This window comes from Janthinobacterium algoris (genome assembly GCF_051380935.1).
Lineage (GTDB): Bacteria > Pseudomonadota > Gammaproteobacteria > Burkholderiales > Burkholderiaceae_D > Janthinobacterium.
Genome location: NZ_JBNYXZ010000024.1, coordinates 37,731 through 54,586 on the forward strand (window position 1 = coordinate 37,731; position 16,856 = coordinate 54,586).

Below are 16,856 nucleotides of genomic sequence, written 5' to 3' on the forward strand. Positions count from 1 at the left end.
GCCGGAACAGCAGCAGTTCCGGCCCATGGGCTTTATTTGCTCAGGTCGATGCGGTACTTGGCGAAACCGCTGGCGTCGAGGCCGCCTTCGGCCGCCACGTTGGCGATGCCGCTGCCTTGCGCCAGCGCCAGGTGACCGGGCGCCGAGCGCAGGATCACGGGACCGGCCGTGGCCGTCTTGACGAAGCTCCAGCTGCGCGCGCTGCCATTCGCCGCCAGGGTCACCTTGCCGCCCTTGGTGCTGAGCGACGCCAGGTAATTGCTGACCACGGCCTGGTTCGCATCGGGCGACTTGATGATGGTCTTGCTGCCATCGATGCCAGGCACGGCGCCACCGCCACCGGCGCGATAGTCATTGGTAGCAACGATGAAATCATCGCCATCGGCCACGGGCGCGCCCTTGTACGTGAGATTGACGATGCGGCTGCCCGGCTTTTTCGTCACGTCGATCTGGTACGTGAGGGCATTGTTTTCCGCATAGAACACGTCATAGTTATAGATCGTGCCATACGATGGCACCAGGTCCTGCTCGGCAGTACTGGCTGGGTCGATCTGGTTGAACTGCTTGGCCGACGTTTCCAGCCAGGCCTTTAAGTCCGAACCCTTGATCTTCACGGCTTGCAGGTTGTTATTGCTATATAAATACAAATCGCCCGGATTGCGCACTTGCAAGCCGATTGGCGCGGCCGGCGTCGCGCCCGCGGCCACGTCCGTAAAGTCCGATGGCCCGTTGCGACCCGCCTTGAACGGCGCGCTGCACGAAATGACGGGGATATTCTTGTAGCTGGACAGGGTCGCATCCGTGCTGGTGGCGATGAAGTTCTTCACGTAGTCCAGCTGCGCCTGGTTCACCAGCTGGATGGCGCTCACGTCGCCCACCAGCGCGAAGTAGGCCGACATCTCGAAATCCGTGCTGATACCCAGCGGCTGCTTGGCGTAGGCGATGGTGGCTGCGTGCTCGGTGGCCACCAGCGGCGCGATGGCCGGGTCGGCTTTCACCAGGGTCTTGCCATCCGTGTACTTGAAGCCGCGCGATTCCACCGTCGTCTTGGCCGGCTGTACTACCCATCGCCCGCCCTGATACACCATCGTCAGCTTGATGATGCCCAGGCGGCGGCCCCAGCTTTGCGCCATGACGGTCGGCACGCCATTCACGAAGCCCTTTTCGGCGTCGATCTTCGCGCTGGCGGGGAATGCGGCAAACGAGGCGTCCAGCGCGGCCGCGCCGTCTTCCTTGCCTTTCGGGAAGATCAGGTGCGAATGGCCGATCATCAACGCATCGATGCCCGTGCTGGTCAGGTGATAGCTGCCATTTTCCATCTTCGGGCTATAGGCGCTCGTGTCCAGGCCGCCATGCGACAGGGCCACGACGAGGTCGGCACCTTTGTTGCGCAATTCCGGCACATATTGTTTCGCCGCTTCCTGTACGCCCGTCACGCTGACCTTGCCAGCGAGCACTTTCTGATCCCATTCGAGGATTTGCGGCGGCACAAAGCTCAGCACGCCGACATTGATCTTCACGGTCAGCTTGCTGCCATCGGGCGCCGTGGCGGCGAAATCGCGGGGCAGCAGGGTGTAGGGCTGGAAGATAGGCTTGCCGCTGGACACGCCGACGACATTGCTCAGCACGGAAGGGAAGGCGGGCGCGCCGCAGGTACCCGTCGGCTTGGCCACGCCGGGAATGCCGAAATCCGTGTTGGTGATCTGGCTCAGGTAGGCCAGTCCATAGTTGAACTCATGGTTGCCCATGCCGCCCGCATCGTATTTCAGCGCGTTCATGGCCTTGTGCACGGCCAGGGTGCCGGAGCAGGGCACGGGCGCGGCCACGGCTTGCAGGTCGGCCAGCAGGGTGCCCTGGATGACGTCGCCATCGTCGAGCAAGACGTTGTTCGGATTTTCCGCGCGCGCCGCCTGGATCAGCGTGGAGGTGCGCTCCAGGCCCAGGCTGGTGTCTTCGGCCAGCGCGTAATAGTTGTAACTGAGGACGTTCGAGTGGATATCGGTAGTTTCCAGCAAGGCCACGCTAACTGTCGTGCCCTCGGGAATGGCCGGTGCCGTGTTTGAACTGCCGTTGCAACCGACGAGACCCGCACTTGCCAGCGCCGCCAGCATGACCCAATTTGTTTTCATTACCGCCCTCGGAGAGATTCAAAGGACGCGACTGTAACGCCGCCATATGACGCGGCGATGACAGCCGTGCAAGGCGCATGGATTCACGCTGCCGCGCCATGGGGCGACTGCGCATCAATGCGCCGGCAGCTTTTTCAGCACTTCATTGCTAAAGTAAGGCTCGTCTTCTACCCAGAAAATATAGTCCAGGCCCAAATAATTGCGGGCGAAATCGAGCACATCTTCGACTGAATTTTTTTTCTTGGTATGGGGATTGATCTGACGCAAGTTGCCATCTTGTACAGCCATGCCTTTGACCAGGTTAGCCGGGTAGTCCTTGATAAAGCCGTAGCTCTGTCCCATATGGCTTTTCCGATATGGCATCAGGTCAGGACCGCCCACGCCCATATGCAACGTTTGCGCTTGCGCAAACAGGCTGCGCATATAGCCCTTGTCGGTCCACGGCAGCCATTCGCCCGGCAGAAAGTTTAAATACACCATGGTGGTGGTGTGGGGAAAGGCGCCGGCCAGCACCCGCATGTTTTCCTTGATGGCATCGACATACTGTTGCGGCTTAAAATCATCGGGGAAAATCGTATTTCCCTTGCTATCCTCGACGCCGATGTCGATCGAGCTTTCGCTGAAATTAATGCCCTCGATTTTCCCGTCGAATTCCTTGCCAAGCGCCCGTATCAAGCGTTGATAGCGCTCGCGTACCGGCGCTTCCCACATCTTTGGCGACCAGCCGTATTCATCATCCGTCACCGGCTTATTCGGGTCGCGTTCCGGCGCCGAAAGCATGCTTTGCTTGAGGATGCCGCCCTGGTAACGGGGATCACTGAGCAAATAGGCCGGCACATTATGGCGTGGCGTGAATGATTTTTCCTGCAGTTGTATCCACAGCTTTTTCCCGATTGAATCGAGATAGGCGATGTCGTGGTGGATCGCCGCAAAATCATAACGGTCCTGTTCCGGCTCCAGGCTGCGCCATGTGTACACGATTTGCGCGCCGCTGAAGCGCGGATCGCTTAACGCTTTATCCGAGGTGATGTTTTCCCCGTTCAGTTCGCGGTGATTAAAGTAAATATAGTGCTTGATCGGGTTTTTTATTTCCGCGGCAATGGCACTGCCCATCATCAAAATAAGTAATGCAAGAAACATTGTATGGCTGCGTAAGATCATCGATTCCTTGGTACCTGTGAGAATTTAACTGTTCAGCCGCCAGGCGCTTGCTTCGATAGCGTGGCCGGCGCAATCCCACTGTAGCACGTCAGGCATGCGCTGCCCAACGCCTGCGCGGCGTATCGCCATAGGCGAGCAAAGCGAGGTGGAGCATGGATTTTTCTTTTTAAGATGGCGCGTAAAGATTGCCAAGATTGCCGAGCAAATGCAAGTGAGTTGCATTATAATTTAAAAATGCAATCAACTTGCATTGAAGTCGACCATACGAACTCATCAACCCCAAGGATTACCCATGACCCAGCGCAAACTCCCCGTCACCGTCCTGTCCGGCTTTCTTGGCGCCGGCAAGACCACCTTGCTCAACCACATATTGCGCAACCGCGAAGGCAAGCGCGTGGCCGTCATCGTCAATGACATGAGCGAAGTCAATATCGATGCCTCGCTGGTCAAGGACAGCGCCGAGGCGGCTGGCGCGGCCCTGTCGCGCACGGAAGAAAAACTCGTGGAAATGTCGAATGGCTGCATCTGCTGCACCTTGCGCGACGATTTACTGCTGGAAGTGCGGCGCCTGGCCTTTGAGGACCGCTTCGATTACTTGCTGATCGAATCGACGGGCGTGGGCGAGCCGATGCCCGTGGCCGCCACCTTCGACTTCGAGGATGAGCACGGCGACAGCCTGAACGACGTAGCGCGCATCGACTGCATGGTCACCGTGGTCGACTGCGCCAACTTGCTGGCGGATTTTCATAGCGAAGACAGCCTGGAACAGCGCGGTGAAATCGCGGGCGAGGGCGACGACCGCCAACTGGCCAACTTACTGACGGAACAGATCGAGTTTGCCAATGTCATCGTCCTCAACAAGGTCGACATGGTCGATGCGGCTGAGCGCCTGCGCGTGCTGGCCATCCTCAAGGCCTTGAATCCAGGCGCGCGCATCATCGAAACCAACCAGTCCGTCGTGCCGCTCGACGCCATCTTGGGCACGAACTTGTTCGACCTGGAGCAGGCGGCCAGTATGCCGGGCTGGGCGCAAGAACTGGCCGGCAGCCACACGCCGGAGACGGAAACGTATGGCATCGCCAGCTTCGTTTACCGGGCGAAAGAGCCATTCCACGCACAGCGCTTGCACGATTACATTGCACAGCCGATCAAGGGTGTGGTGCGCAGCAAGGGCTATTTCTGGTTGGCCAGCCGCCCCGAATGGGTGGCCAGCCTGTCCGGCGTGGGCAAGCTGATGAATATCGAACCCGTGGGCCTGCGGTGGGCGTCCGTGCCGAAGGAGCGCTGGCCCACGGATGCGGCCTCGCTGGCGGAAGTAAAAGCGGGCTGGAGTGAACCGTACGGCGACCGCTATCAGGAGCTCGTCTTCATCGGCCAGGACATGGACCAGGCCGCGATCGAAGCGGACTTGAAAAAATGTCAACTCAACTATACGGAAACGCGCCAGGGCATGGCCGCCTGGCGCAAGCTGCCCGACCCGTTTCCCCAGTGGCAGCGCATGGAAGAACTGGAAGACTAACCTTGAACAGGAACACACTATGACAGAACTGATCCCCGTCACCATCATTACGGGTTTTCTCGGCAGCGGGAAAACCACCTTGCTCAAGCGCATATTGCAGGGCGATCACGGCGTGCGCATCGCCGTGATCGAAAATGAATTCGCCGCCGAGAGCATCGACCATGGCTTGCTGGTGCAGGATAGTGACGAGCAGATTGTGGAAATGAACAATGGTTGCATCTGCTGCAGCGTGCGCGGCGACCTGATCCGCATCCTCGGCGAGCTGCACGCCAAACGCGCAGCGGGGACGATCGCCTTCGACCACGTGATCATCGAAACGACAGGCCTGGCCGCGCCTGGTCCCGTGGCGCAAACCTTCTTTGCGGAGCCGTCAATCAGCGAGCGCTACATGCTCGACGCCATCCTGCCGGTGGTCGATGCGTGCCACGCGCAGCAGCAACTGACGGCACACAAGGAAGCGCAGGAGCAGGTGGGCTTTGCCGACCGCATCCTGTTGTCGAAGACGGATCTGGTCAGCAAGGACGAGCTGGCCGCGCTGCGCCAGCGGCTGGTCGCCATCAATGGCCGCGCCAGCCTACAGAAAGTGCGTTTTGGCAATGTACCACTGCGCGACATTTTGAACATTCGCGGCTTCAACTTGAACGCCATCGTCGAGTTGGAGCCAGATTTCCTGGGAGAACTGGGCCACCGCCACGGCGACGGCGTGCAATCGTTCGTGTACCACCAGTCCCAGCCGCTCGATTTGCTGCAGGTGGAAAACTTTCTTGATGCCGTGGTGCAGCTGTTTGGCACCCAGCTGATGCGCTACAAGGGCATTTTGTATGTTGCCGACTTGCCATGCCGCGCCGTCTTCCAGGGTGTGCACATGTTGATGGGTTCGGAACTGGGCGCGCCGTGGCGCGACGGCGAGACGCGCGCCAGCAAGATCATTTTCATCGGCCGCGACTTGCCGCAGGAGATGCTGACGCGGGGCCTGGACCGCAGCGTGACTACGGTGACTACGCTGGCCAAGGTGGACAGTCTGGCCGAGGTGGCCGCATGAGTGTGGAAGCGGGCTTGCCCGCCCTGGCGCTGATTTTTCTGCTCGGCATGCGGCATGGTTTGGAGCCGGACCACCTGGCCGCCGTCGATGGCCTGACCCTGCGTAGCCAATCGGCCCATCCGCGCTGGGCGCCGTGGATGGGCGCGCTGTTTGCACTGGGGCATGGCATCTGCGTGCTGGCCATCGTGGCCGTGGCCGCGCTAGCTTCGCGGCAATTCACACCCTCGGAAGCCCTGTTTGGCTGGCTGGAGTGGCTGCCCATCGCCTTGCTGCTGCTCATCGCCGGCATGAATGCGCGCAGCTTGCTGGCCGGCGCGCAGCTGGCCGAGGTACGCGGCCGGCTGCTGCCAAGGTGGCTGCGCGGTGTGTCCGGTCCGCTGGCCGCCGTCCTTGTCGGCATGCTGTTCGCGCTGGTCTTCGACACGGCCCTGCAGGCGGCCGCCTGGGGCTATGCGGCCGTCGCGCTCGGCGGCATGGGGCCGGCCTTGCTCACAGGCATGGTGTTTGCCGTGGGCATGGGCGTGACGGATACCTTCGATGGCTGGGTCACGGCAAAGGTCATGCGCACCGGCAAGATGGATATCGTGCGCGCCTTCCGGCGCCGCCTGGGCTGGCCCATCGTTGCCATCTGCGTGGCCATGGCCGCCTGCATGGCCGCCGGCAAGCTGGAGCCTGCATGGTCGCTGCCGGAAAGCTGGACGGCGGCGCTGGGCGCGGCCATGGTGCTGCTGATGGCGGCCCTGTACGGCTGGACTTTGCATGGCTTGCGCCGCGTGCGTGAGGGAAGGGCGTGGATATCATGAAAAAAACTGCCGAGTCCTCCCATGCCCGCATCCGCTAAGCTCGATGCGTGTCGGCGACTTGTTTTATGACGAGCATCACCTGGCCTTGCTGCTCAGCTGATGTTTTCAGCTGAAGTTTCGGAAAGTTATTTGCAGTGCGGGCACAGGCCCTTGATCAGATAATCGACTTCGCCGCCGCTGAAGCCTTCCGGCAAGAGCACGGGCGGGGGCAGCTTGACTTCATTGAAACAGGTGACGTTCGCGCATTTGGTGCACTGGAAGTGCGCGTGTTCGTGCGCCTGGTGGCCGGCGCCCGCGCTGAAGCGCCATACCTGGTCGGCGCCCGCGATGCGGTGCACCAGTGCATTTTCCGTCAGCCATTCCAGCACCCGGTACAGCGTGACGGAATCGATATCGCTGTCCTGCGACAGCGCCTGCTGGATTTCATGGTGGGTCAGCGAACGGCTTTGCGCCATTAAAAAGTCGAGCACCTTCACGCGCGTCTTGGTGACGCGGGCGTTGGTGTTGCGGATCAGCGATTCGGCTTGCGGTGTAGAAGATGATGTCAACATGATAGGCCTGCTTGCGGGGGATCGGCTGGCGGCGTCATCGCCGTGCCTGTTGCCACCCTATGGGGCGTATCTTAGCATGCGTGCTCACAAGCATGAAGCCGTGTCATGCTTTGAACGTCCAATAGCGGCCGGCGAGCGTATCGACGGGGTCGAGAAAGCGCTGGTCCGCGCGCGCCTGGTTGCGTATCAAATAGAACATGTCGGACAGGGCCGAGCGCTTTTCCGCGAAATACGCGTGTTTCATGAAGCTGGTGTCCACCCCGGTGGCGTCGATGGTTTCCACGCCCGCCACGATCAGCATGCCGGCGCCGCTGTCGCCCGCGCGCGGGTAGCCGTGCACGGCTTTCGAGGCGGCCAGCGCCAAGTCTTGCGACGAAGCATACAGGGTCACGGGGTTACGCGCGCCGGCCAGTTTCGGCGCGATATCGTGTTGGAAGACGGCCGCGTCGATGTCGGGCGCGGACAGGATGATTTCCGTGATCTTTTGCGCCAGCTGCGGCTGCGTGGCCAGCAAGTCGGCCACGGCGCGCGCCAGCCCGCGGCTACCCATGCTGTGTCCCACCAGATACACTTGCGCCGCCTCGGTGCTGGCGAGAAAGTCGGCCAGGAAGGCCGTGATATGGGGTGTGCTCCACTCGATATTGTTTTCATCGACGGTGTAGCCGGCCAGGTCGCCCAGTGATGGCCAGCTGTAAAAGACGGGCGCGCCGTCAAAGCCCAGGTCGTAGGCCATTTGTCCCGTGCGCCGCGCCGCATCCTCGAAACTCACGTTATACCCATGCACAAAGACAAAGGCGCTCTTGGCGGCCGAGGCGCGTACTTGCGTCTTTAATGCCGCAAAAAAATGCTCGCGGTCTTGTACCTCGGCATCGAGCAGCACCACGTGCTTGGCCGGGTCGTCGCGAAATTCCAGGCGCCACAGCGACGGTGATTCCAGCTGGCCCATGCGGTGGTCGCGGGGGATGCTGATGTCGCAACTGCCATAGCTGAGCGGGCCATCGCCACCCAGGATATTGCGTTCGCTGCTGAAGCGCTGCGCCGGCGGCTTGCCCACGTCGCGCTGGCGGTCCGTGGCGAAATACACTTTCACGACGGCATAGTTCGAGACGATTACGCTTTTATCGGTCGGGGCGGGCACGCTTTCCACTTCGGGGAGCTGGGGCAAAGGCCGCTGCAGCGCGCCGAGCAAGCCTTGCGCGACAAACAGGGTTTCCATGTCGTCCGACACCTTTGCCGTGGACAGGGCGGCCGACAGGGCCAGTTGCAGCTGAGGTTGGTCAGGCTCGGCTTCCAGCGCGGCGATGGCGGCCAGGATGGCGGCGGCACTGTCGAACTTGGCGATGGCCAGCTTGAGCCTTCGAAAATGGCTGGCGACGGCCTCGGGCGCATGGCCGCGCGCGCCATGTCCGATGGCCGCCACGACGGCGGAAGTGATCAAGTCCATGCGCCACCTGCCTTTCAAGTCAATCTGGATTAAATGTCAACCCATATTGCCATAAAAGTACGCGCAAAGCGACTTGTCCAGCACCGCGCGCAGGCGGTGCGCGGCAGATCAATGTTGCTTGTCGTCGCTGAACTGCTGCGCCAGCGATTGCAATGGCGCCACCGTCAGGCCGCCGCGACTCACGTGTTCGGGGATGGCCACGCGCACGGGCTTGCTGTGCATATTGCTTGAGGACAGCACGTTCGTGGTGGTTTCCGGCGCCGCATTCCACACGGGATCGACGATGCCTTCGAACACATGTTTCAATTGCTCGCCCCAGGTGTCGCGGATCATGCGGAAATACTGGTTCTTTTCATCGATGGTGACGAAGCGCGTGACGGCCAGGCTGCCTGTCTCGTATACGAGCAAATCGAGCGGCAAGCCGACGGAAATGTTCGAGCGCAAGGTCGAATCCATGGAAATGAGCGCGCATTTGGCCGCTTCGTCCAGGCGCGTCGTCGGGTTGATGACTCGGTCGATGATGGGCTTGCCATATTTTGCTTCGCCGATTTGAAAGTACGTGTTTTCATCGTGCGATTCGATGAAATTACCGGCCGAATACACCTGGAACAATCGGCAGCGCTCGGCGCCTATCTGGCCACCGAGGATGATGCTGACATTGAAATCAATGCCGCACTCGGCCAGGGCCTTCGCTTCGCGCTGGTGCACGGTGCGCACGGCGTCACCCACGATACGCGCCGCGTCGTACATGCTGGCCACGTTCCAGATGCTGCGGCCATCCGCATCCACGTGTTCGGAGACGATCTGGCGGATCGCCTGCGAGATTGACAGGTTGCCGGCCGTCATCAGGACCAGCATGCGGTCGCCCGGGTTCTCGAACACGCTCATCTTGCGGAAGGTGCCCACCTGGTCCACGCCGGCGTTGGTGCGGGAGTCGGACAGGAAGACCAGGCCTTCGTTGAGGCGCATGCCTATGCAATAAGTCATCGTCGTAAATCAAGTCAAAAGGGGAAGCATTCTACACCAGCCGGGCCATGCCACCTGCTGGCAAGGCCCGGCCAGCCTCATTTCTGCCGGCTTACACGGGCACGATCTGCACATCGACTCTCAATGTTTCCGTGCCGCCACCCTGGCGCACGCCGCGCACGGGCGCGGCCGAATCGTAGTCGCGCCCGATGGCCAGGCGGCAATACGCATCCGTCATCAGCCGCGCGTGCGTCACGTCGATGCTGACCCAGCCCGCGAAATCCGTGTCTTCCGTCCAGGCGTCGACCCAGGCGTGGCTGGCCGCGTGGCCCGTCGTGCCCGGATCGATGTAGCCGGACACATAACGGGCCGGGATGCCCCAGGCGTGGCAGCAGGCCAGGAACAGATGCGCATGGTCCTGGCACACGCCGCGCCCCAGGGCCAGGGCGTCGCCGGCCGTGGTGGTGACCATGGTGGCGCCGCTTTCATAGGCCACCTTGCCGACGATGTGCTCGGCCAGGCGCAGCAAATACCCGGTGCCCGCCGTCACGCGCCGATCCGGCAAGCTGGCGGCCGCCAGTTCCAGGATGGCCGGGTTGGCCTGCGTCAGGGACGTTGGCATGGTAAACAACAGCGGCGACAAGGTATCGATCAAGTTCAGCCGTCCCTTGTGCGGATAAATGGTTTCCACCACGCCATGCGCCACCAGGCTTAGCGATTGATGGCTGCCGTTAATCGTCAGCATGTGCGACAAATTGCCGTAAGCATCCGTGTAGGCATGGCACCGGCCCGGCGTGGTGATTTGCCAGGACAGGGCGCGCTGCTGCGGCTCGATACGCGGCGTCAGGTGCAGTTGCTGGATGGTGTAGGCCAGCGGCGCGCTGTAGGCGTAATGGGTTTCGTGGCGGATAGTAAGTTGCATCAGGCCGCCAAGGGAACGAGGAAGTCGCGGCTGACCCGGTTGCCCAGGTCATAAATGTTTTCTAGAAACTCGGTCAGGGTCAGGTGCAAGCCCGCCTTCATGATGTCGTCGATATGGCCAAATTTTAGCTCCGCATGCAGCTTGCCGGCAAACCTTTCCGTATCGGCCGAGACATCGTTGCGGACCTGTTTCAGGTTTTCCACCACGTCATCCATGCAGGCCAGCAAGGAACGTGGCATGTCGCCGCGCAGCATCAGCAATTCCGCCACCCGTGCCGGGGTGATCACGTCGCGGTAGACTTTGCGGTAGATCTCGAAGCCGGAAACGGAGCGCAGCAAGGCCGCCCAGTAGTAAAAGTCGCGCTGGGTGATGTCTTTCGACGTATCGCGCGCGCCGTGGAACTTCACGTCGAGGATGCGCGCCGTGTTGTCGGCCCGCTCCAGGAAGGTGCCGAGGCGGATGAAATGGATGGCTTCATCCTTGAGCATGGTACCTAAAGTGACGCCGCGCGACAGATGCGAGCGGTACTTGACCCACTCGAAGAACTGGCTGGGGTCCGTTTCCAGCAGATTGCTTTTCAAACGTTTCTGCATGTCGAGCCAGGTGGCGTTCTGGATTTCCCACACTTCGGTCGTCAAAGTACCGCGCACGGCGCGGGCGTTTTCGCGCGCGCCCGTCAGGCAGGCGAAGATGGACGAGGGGTTGTTCGGGTCGCGCACCATGAAGTCGAGCACGTCGCGCGTGTGAAATTGACCATCGCGGCCATATTTGTGGTCGTACGCGCTTTGCAGCTCGGAAATGCCCAGGGTGGCGCGCCAGCCCTGCTCGGCGTCTTGCTCGGACTGGGGCAGCATCGACGTTTGCATGTTGACGTCGAGCATGCGCGCCGTGTTTTCCGCCCGCTCCGTGTAGCGGGCCATCCAGAACAAATGATCGGCGGTGCGGCTCAGCATGTTTTCTCTCCTGCAAAAGCGGATGTGGCTTCGAGTACCCAGGTATCCTTGGTGCCGCCGCCTTGCGAGGAATTGACCACCAGCGAGCCTTCGCCCAGAGCCACGCGGGTCAGGCCGCCCGGGACCATGGAAATCGTCTTGCCGGACAGCACGAACGGACGCAAATCGATATGGCGCGGCGCGATACCGGCCTCGACATACGTGGGGCAGGCGGACAGGGCGAGTGTCGGCTGGGCGATGTAGCCGGCGGGATTGGCCAGCAGGCGCTGGCGGAAATCCTCGATCTGCGCCCGGCTGGACGCCGGCCCCACCAGCATGCCATAGCCGCCCGCGCCATGCACTTCCTTGACCACCAGTTTCCCCAGGTTCGCCAGCACGTAGGACAAATCGGCCCCTTTGCGGCACTGATAGGTCGGCACGTTGTTGAGTATCGGTTCTTGCGACAGGTAGAATTTGATCATGTCGGGCACGAACGGGTAGATCGACTTGTCGTCGGCCACACCCGTGCCGATGGCGTTCGCCAGGGTGACTCTTCCGGCGCGATACACGGACAGCAGGCCCGGCACGCCCAGCGAGGAATCGGAACGGAAGGCCAGCGGGTCGAGGAAATCGTCATCGACCCGGCGATAAATGACGTCCACGCGCTTGGGTCCGCGCGTGGTGCGCATGTACACGGAATTGTCGTTGACAAACAAATCCTTGCCTTCGACCAGTTCCACGCCCATTTGCTGGGCTAAAAAGGCGTGTTCGAAGTAGGCGGAGTTGTACATGCCGGGCGTCATGACGACGACTGTCGGGTCATCCACGCCCATGGGCGCGACGGAGCGCAGGTTGTCGAGCAGCATGTCCGGGTAATGGTCGACGGGGGCGATGCGGTTGCGGGCGAACAGTTCCGGGAACAGCCGCATCATCATCTTGCGGTCTTCCAGCATGTAGGATACGCCGGAAGGCACGCGCAGATTGTCTTCCAGCACATAGAATTCGCCCTGGCCCGCGCGCACGATATCGACACCGGCGATGTGCGCGTAAATGTCGGAGGCGACGGCAATGCCCTGCATTTCCGGGCGATACTGGACATTCTTGTAGATTTGCTCGGCAGGGATGATGCCCGCCTTGATGATGTTTTGCTCATGATAAATATCATGGATGAACATGTTCAAGGCTTGCACGCGCTGCACCAGGCCCGTCTGCATCTGCGCCCATTCGGCGGCGGGGATGATGCGCGGGATGGTGTCGAACGGTATCAGACGTTCCGTGCCGGCATCGTCGCCGTAGACGGCAAACGTGATGCCGACGCGGCGAAACGTCAGATCGGCTTCGGCCCGCTTGCGGGCGATGGTCTCGGGGGATTGCTGCGCCAGCCAGTTGTCAAATTCACGATAGTGTTCACGTACCTTGCTGTCCGTACCCACTTCATCCGCAGTCATTTCATTGAAAAAATTTGCCATGTTGTGATTTCCCTTGAGCCGTGTCTACGTATAGCTCAGCAGGAAGCGTGCCAATGAGGTGCCAGCGAAAGTGTGTAAAAAACGACCATTTTTGTAGCGTCAATCCATCATCCGCACCGTTATGGTGCATTCGGTGTCAGTTCTTGGGGAGTTGGGCGCGAGGCGGCAAGAACGGCCGGCAATCGACGGCTTGACCTCAGCGGCGTCCAGCGTGCGTATCGAGACTGAAGAGTGGCATCACGGCGCGACAGTGCGCGGGAACGTCACTGTGAACACGGTGCCGACGGATTCGGATGAACTCACCGTGATCGTCGCGTCATGCACCCAAGCAGCTTCTTGGGCGATAAACAGGCCCAGACCCAGACTGGTGTTCGGTCGTGCATCCAGTTCAGCATCCAGGTTCAGTTGAACGAGCGGTTGGAAAATTGTTTTCAGTGCCTCCGGCGCGATGACCGGCCCGATGTTGCTTACCCTGACGACGATCGTCTCGGCAAGTCCCTCGGCTTCCAGCACCACCTCCTTGCCCTTGGTCGAATATTGCGCTGCATTGATCAAAAGATTGGTCGTCAACTGGTGCAGCCGCAGGCCGTCAAAGGCGCCGACCAGGCTACCGCTGGGCCGATAAATGATGGCGCTCGCAGGGTACATCGCGCGCGCGTCGGTCGCTGCTGCCTGAAATACCTCGTCCGCATCGATGCGCGTGCGCGAGGCTGGCAAGGTCGCTCCCATTTGCAGGCGCGTAAATCCGAGCAGGTCGGTCACCATCGCGCCCATCAGCATCGCGCTACGTTTGGCTTTTGTGGCAAGGCTGATCGCGTGTTCCGACATGCTCGCCTGCCGAGCCAACAAGTCCACCGCAGTTGTGATATTGGCTAAGGGCGCGCGCAGGTCATGGCTCAGTACGGCGACAAACAGATCTTTGGTGCGGTCTGCGCGTGCCGAATAGGTCACGATGGACTCGGCCAGCGCCTGGTCGATCGCTTCGTTAAACCGCACCATTTCATACGTACTCGTTGCCGACATCTGACTCACTTCCGGCAACCACAGACGCAAGACGGTTGCCCGCAGCGCTCGGAACTCCGAGCTAAGCTGCAGCAGCGAAAAATTGCTTGCGTGGCGCAGGCGACCGTGGATGGCGGCAGCGGTTTCTTCCTCGGCCGCAGGCATTGTGCTGCCCTGAGACTTATCGAATTGCTGCTGCTTGCTTTGGTTCGTTTCGATATCGAGTGCCACGGTACGCAGAATCGCCTCGGCGTGATCCCGGAGCGCCAGTTCGGACATCTGAGCGGAGTTCGGTTCGATTGTCCTCGCGAAGGCAGTCCACTCTGCAAGAATTTGCGGCATTTTGGCGTCAATAAATGCGGCGAGTTTCATTTGTTGTACTTTCATGTTGATTAAAGCCTGTGCTGGTCGCCACCAGACGGATGCAGCGCGATCTCCGCCGCGTAATGAGGGGGCTGCATAGGCTGGCGTTACTATTTTACGTCACTGTTATATCTCCCGTCGCGCCGACTTCAGCCATCGGCGCGCGTGGGGTCAGGCAGGTAGGGGACGAGAAGTACTGTGGCGCGCCCGCAGGCGATGCACGAGACGGCGCGTACCAGATGTGATGGGAACGGGCGTTATCTCGCGCGCATCAACGATGCGCGCGCCTTGCCTGGACAGGGGGGCGGAAGCGAGGGTTGCCTACGCAAAAAGCGGCGCGTGAGGACGCGCCGCCGTATCACGACTGTTACTGTAATAGCGGAAGTTCGATTTCGGCTTTCCGCGCTGCGATTGCCGCGCCCAAACCGTCTAGGTCAAGATTAGCTTTGCGTGCCTTGGGAAACATTTCGCCTTCCTCTTCACCTACGTGGTGCTCAATCTGCTCGGACAGTACCTTGACTTTGGCATCGTAGAGATCCTCGTCGGCATTCATCGAGAGTATCTGCGCAATCAGATCTTTCGCCGAGGCATGCTCGACCGTTGCTTCATCCATCAGATCGTCGTCGCCAGTCGCTTCGCGCACGGCCGGATAGAAAATTTCCTCTTCTGCCGTGGCGTGCTTGGTTAATTCCAGGCAGATTTGCGTCGCCAGCTTTTTCTTGCTCGCGCGTGAGCGGTCGCTGAGTCCTGCGTATTGCTCGAACAAGGCTTTGACGTTTTTGTGATCCTGTTCCAGAAGATCAATGGCGTCTACTTGTGTTGTGTTAGGGCTACGGCCTGTGGCGGCTGCTTCAGTTGATTTCGATGTCGTAGGCATGATGTCGATTCCTCGTAGTAATTTGGGCGCGCCGTGGCGCGCCCATGCAGGTCTTATTTCGAACGCGAACCCGAACCGGATTTATCCTTGTCTGTGGACGACGCGGATAAGCCAGAGCCAGAGCCAGAACCAGAACGCGACGAGCCACCCTGGTTGCCAGCGCCCGACTGGCCGCCATCGGTTTTTCCGCGCGAACCGCTGTCGCTTTGCTGATTACCATCGTTCTTGTGGCTCATCGCGCCGGCTTCGCGGGCTTCCTTGCTGGTAAATTCATGCGCGTTACCGGAAGCATGTGCGGCACGGCCGCCCTCGGCAGCGATTTCGCGCTGCTTTTCCGGGTCCATCGAGGCAAAGCCGCGGTTGCTCGTATCGCCGCTTTGCGACGAGTCCGACTTGCTGCCGCCTTGGTTCCCACTGCCGCCTTGCGACTGTTTGCTGGCGCTGGAACTGGCTTGCGATTCTTTGGAATTGCTGTCCGACTTGCTATTGCCGCCTCGATTGCCGCCTTGGTTTGATGCAGTCATGATGATCTCCAATGTGATTGAAAAATCTGGCTAAGGTTTCATCAGCCGATGATGCCGTTGCCTGAAACCATGGTAGGGCGTCTATGGTGTAATATCGTCAGCCTTTCGCCTACGCTTGCGTAGGAATGCCACTCGCCGATGAGTGGGAGAATGCAGTGGCGCGACTAGTATTGCTGAGGTAACTCGTCAATACTTGCTCTTGAAACATGCTCCACGCTCTCGCTTGTTGGCAGCTTATGGCGCGACGAGCAACATGCTATTGCTGGTCAAACGGGCGATCGCCTGCGACCATGCAGTCAGGGAAAAATTCTGTGGATCATCATGACCGTTCGCATAGCCCGTATCGAGCACGGCGTGGAAGGCAGGGATCAGCCACGTACCCTTGCGCACGCTGGCGGCGATGTACAGCAGGGCCAACCGCTCGTATTGCGCCGGCGTAAAGCCCGGATCGGGTGCCAGGCCGTCGTTGCCCTTGCCGCCGCCCGGTACGGAGTTGCGTGGCTGCACCAGCTCCACGTGCAGAAACAGGCCCGTCAGCGAAGGCTTGTCCTTTTCCAGCTTGCTGGCGTAGCCGGGCGTGCCAAAGTCCCGCACTTGCAGCGAGCCGCCCAGGCGGTTCACATACACATGGCCTTTCGGACCGCCGCCCAGCGCCGGATTGCGCAGCGTAAAGTCATTGAAGTCCCAGCCGGCATCATTGATGTGCGCGGGAATGGAGTCCGCCAGGAAATTCGGGTAGCTGGTGTCGTGGATGACGAAATACCGCGCCATGGGCGCCGCCAGCCGGCCCACGGCGCGCGACAGCGGAGCGTCGACGGCGCCACCCACGTCGGCTTCGCTGATCGATTGCTCGGCCAGCCAGGCGCGCAGGCGGGCCGGGGCGATGCCCGTGCGCTGGCCGATGTGGGCGGCAAGAAAATCCGGCAGAGGCGCGCTGTCGCCCAAGCGCGCATACAGCTTGACGGGACGCAATAAACACGTGGCTTGTGCCCGTGCATCGCCCTTGAAGCCGCTTTTCCAGGCGGCATACGGGCAGGCGGCTTGCTTTTGGGCAGCAGCCGGCAGGGATAGGCTGAGCAAGAGCAGCAGGGCAGGGAGTCGTTTCATGCGGGCATTGTCGCCGAATCGGGCGTGCCGGCACAGGCGCGCACG

The 16,856-nt window shown here is 60.7% G+C and carries 15 protein-coding genes; 3 read left to right on the forward strand and 12 right to left on the reverse strand.

Annotated features, from left to right (window positions below; all coding sequences use genetic code 11):
• Positions 1-32 precede the first annotated feature (32 nt).
• Together ACQ4W7_RS25935 and ACQ4W7_RS25940 are read right to left on the reverse strand one after the other, a co-directional pair.
• The gene (locus ACQ4W7_RS25935; protein WP_426071118.1) at positions 33-2,129 is read right to left on the reverse strand and encodes a bifunctional 2',3'-cyclic-nucleotide 2'-phosphodiesterase/3'-nucleotidase; all 2,097 of its coding nucleotides are present in this window, start codon (positions 2,127-2,129) and stop codon (positions 33-35) included.
• 114 nt (positions 2,130-2,243) lie between these two features.
• A complete protein-coding gene (locus ACQ4W7_RS25940; RefSeq protein ID WP_426071117.1) occupies positions 2,244-3,290 on the reverse strand; it encodes a hypothetical protein in 1,047 nt (348 codons plus the stop codon).
• Between the two features lie 292 nt (positions 3,291-3,582).
• On the opposite strand from ACQ4W7_RS25940, the gene ACQ4W7_RS25945 reads away from it, so the two are divergent.
• Genes ACQ4W7_RS25945 through ACQ4W7_RS25955 form a run of 3 tightly spaced genes read left to right on the forward strand, consistent with a single transcriptional unit; the run spans position 3,583 to position 6,654 of the window.
• Positions 3,583-4,809: a GTP-binding protein gene (locus ACQ4W7_RS25945; RefSeq protein ID WP_436534337.1), complete on the forward strand. Its 1,227-nt coding sequence runs from the start codon at positions 3,583-3,585 to the stop codon at positions 4,807-4,809.
• A 19-nt stretch (positions 4,810-4,828) separates the two neighbouring features.
• On the forward strand, positions 4,829-5,851 hold the full coding sequence (locus ACQ4W7_RS25950) for a CobW family GTP-binding protein (protein ID WP_436534339.1): 1,023 nt from the start codon (positions 4,829-4,831) through the stop codon (positions 5,849-5,851).
• Positions 5,848-6,654 carry a HoxN/HupN/NixA family nickel/cobalt transporter gene (locus tag ACQ4W7_RS25955; RefSeq protein WP_436534341.1) on the forward strand — a complete coding sequence of 269 codons (807 nt, stop codon included), beginning with the start codon at positions 5,848-5,850 and terminating at the stop codon, positions 6,652-6,654. The genes ACQ4W7_RS25950 and ACQ4W7_RS25955 overlap by 4 nt, the downstream gene beginning before the upstream one ends.
• A 125-nt stretch (positions 6,655-6,779) precedes the next feature.
• On the opposite strand, the gene ACQ4W7_RS25960 is transcribed toward ACQ4W7_RS25955, so the two are convergent.
• The 10 genes from ACQ4W7_RS25960 to ACQ4W7_RS26005 form a co-directional block, all read right to left on the reverse strand.
• Positions 6,780-7,205, reverse strand: coding sequence for a Fur family transcriptional regulator (locus ACQ4W7_RS25960; RefSeq protein WP_436534343.1), 426 nt, complete (start codon positions 7,203-7,205; stop codon positions 6,780-6,782).
• 103 nt (positions 7,206-7,308) lie between these two features.
• Positions 7,309-8,649: an alpha/beta hydrolase gene (locus ACQ4W7_RS25965; RefSeq protein ID WP_436534345.1), complete on the reverse strand. Its 1,341-nt coding sequence runs from the start codon at positions 8,647-8,649 to the stop codon at positions 7,309-7,311.
• Between the two features lie 108 nt (positions 8,650-8,757).
• A complete protein-coding gene (locus tag ACQ4W7_RS25970; RefSeq protein ID WP_436534347.1) occupies positions 8,758-9,636 on the reverse strand; it encodes a proteasome-type protease in 879 nt (292 codons plus the stop codon).
• 91 nt (positions 9,637-9,727) lie between these two features.
• Entirely contained in the window at positions 9,728-10,537 is an 810-nt protein-coding gene (locus tag ACQ4W7_RS25975) for a transglutaminase family protein (RefSeq protein ID WP_426071110.1), read from the reverse strand.
• Complete coding sequence (locus ACQ4W7_RS25980; protein ID WP_436534349.1) at positions 10,537-11,490, reverse strand: alpha-E domain-containing protein; 954 nt, start codon at positions 11,488-11,490, stop codon at positions 10,537-10,539. The genes ACQ4W7_RS25975 and ACQ4W7_RS25980 overlap by 1 nt, the downstream gene beginning before the upstream one ends.
• Positions 11,484-12,938 carry a circularly permuted type 2 ATP-grasp protein gene (locus tag ACQ4W7_RS25985; protein ID WP_436534351.1) on the reverse strand — a complete coding sequence of 485 codons (1,455 nt, stop codon included), beginning with the start codon at positions 12,936-12,938 and terminating at the stop codon, positions 11,484-11,486. Before ACQ4W7_RS25985 ends, ACQ4W7_RS25980 begins: the two co-directional genes overlap by 7 nt.
• 237 nt (positions 12,939-13,175) lie before the next feature.
• Positions 13,176-14,327, reverse strand: coding sequence for a sensor histidine kinase (locus ACQ4W7_RS25990; protein ID WP_426071107.1), 1,152 nt, complete (start codon positions 14,325-14,327; stop codon positions 13,176-13,178).
• A gap of 343 nt (positions 14,328-14,670) precedes the next feature.
• On the reverse strand, positions 14,671-15,180 hold the full coding sequence (locus tag ACQ4W7_RS25995; protein WP_426071106.1) for a hemerythrin domain-containing protein: 510 nt from the start codon (positions 15,178-15,180) through the stop codon (positions 14,671-14,673).
• A 53-nt stretch (positions 15,181-15,233) separates the two neighbouring features.
• Complete coding sequence (locus ACQ4W7_RS26000; RefSeq protein WP_436534354.1) at positions 15,234-15,704, reverse strand: KGG domain-containing protein; 471 nt, start codon at positions 15,702-15,704, stop codon at positions 15,234-15,236.
• Between the two features lie 234 nt (positions 15,705-15,938).
• Complete coding sequence (locus ACQ4W7_RS26005) at positions 15,939-16,811, reverse strand: hypothetical protein (RefSeq protein ID WP_426071104.1); 873 nt, start codon at positions 16,809-16,811, stop codon at positions 15,939-15,941.
• Positions 16,812-16,856: the final 45 nt, after the last annotated feature.

Bases quoted from the DNA above. Each gene is read 5' to 3' on its own strand.
- ACQ4W7_RS25980 (WP_436534349.1), bottom strand. From the start codon at position 11,490: ATGCTGAGCCGCACCGCCGATCATTTGTTCTGGATGGCCCGCTACACG.
- ACQ4W7_RS25975 (WP_426071110.1), bottom strand. From the start codon at position 10,537: ATGCAACTTACTATCCGCCACGAAACCCATTACGCCTACAGCGCGCCG.
- ACQ4W7_RS25955 (WP_436534341.1), top strand. From the start codon at position 5,848: ATGAGTGTGGAAGCGGGCTTGCCCGCCCTGGCGCTGATTTTTCTGCTC.
- ACQ4W7_RS25945 (WP_436534337.1), top strand. From the start codon at position 3,583: ATGACCCAGCGCAAACTCCCCGTCACCGTCCTGTCCGGCTTTCTTGGC.
- ACQ4W7_RS25965 (WP_436534345.1), bottom strand. From the start codon at position 8,649: ATGGACTTGATCACTTCCGCCGTCGTGGCGGCCATCGGACATGGCGCG.
- ACQ4W7_RS25935 (WP_426071118.1), bottom strand. From the start codon at position 2,129: ATGAAAACAAATTGGGTCATGCTGGCGGCGCTGGCAAGTGCGGGTCTC.
- ACQ4W7_RS25990 (WP_426071107.1), bottom strand. From the start codon at position 14,327: ATGAAAGTACAACAAATGAAACTCGCCGCATTTATTGACGCCAAAATG.
- ACQ4W7_RS25985 (WP_436534351.1), bottom strand. From the start codon at position 12,938: ATGGCAAATTTTTTCAATGAAATGACTGCGGATGAAGTGGGTACGGAC.
- ACQ4W7_RS25970 (WP_436534347.1), bottom strand. From the start codon at position 9,636: ATGACTTATTGCATAGGCATGCGCCTCAACGAAGGCCTGGTCTTCCTG.
- ACQ4W7_RS25950 (WP_436534339.1), top strand. From the start codon at position 4,829: ATGACAGAACTGATCCCCGTCACCATCATTACGGGTTTTCTCGGCAGC.
- ACQ4W7_RS25995 (WP_426071106.1), bottom strand. From the start codon at position 15,180: ATGCCTACGACATCGAAATCAACTGAAGCAGCCGCCACAGGCCGTAGC.
- ACQ4W7_RS26005 (WP_426071104.1), bottom strand. From the start codon at position 16,811: ATGAAACGACTCCCTGCCCTGCTGCTCTTGCTCAGCCTATCCCTGCCG.
- ACQ4W7_RS25940 (WP_426071117.1), bottom strand. From the start codon at position 3,290: ATGATCTTACGCAGCCATACAATGTTTCTTGCATTACTTATTTTGATG.
- ACQ4W7_RS25960 (WP_436534343.1), bottom strand. From the start codon at position 7,205: ATGTTGACATCATCTTCTACACCGCAAGCCGAATCGCTGATCCGCAAC.
- ACQ4W7_RS26000 (WP_436534354.1), bottom strand. From the start codon at position 15,704: ATGACTGCATCAAACCAAGGCGGCAATCGAGGCGGCAATAGCAAGTCG.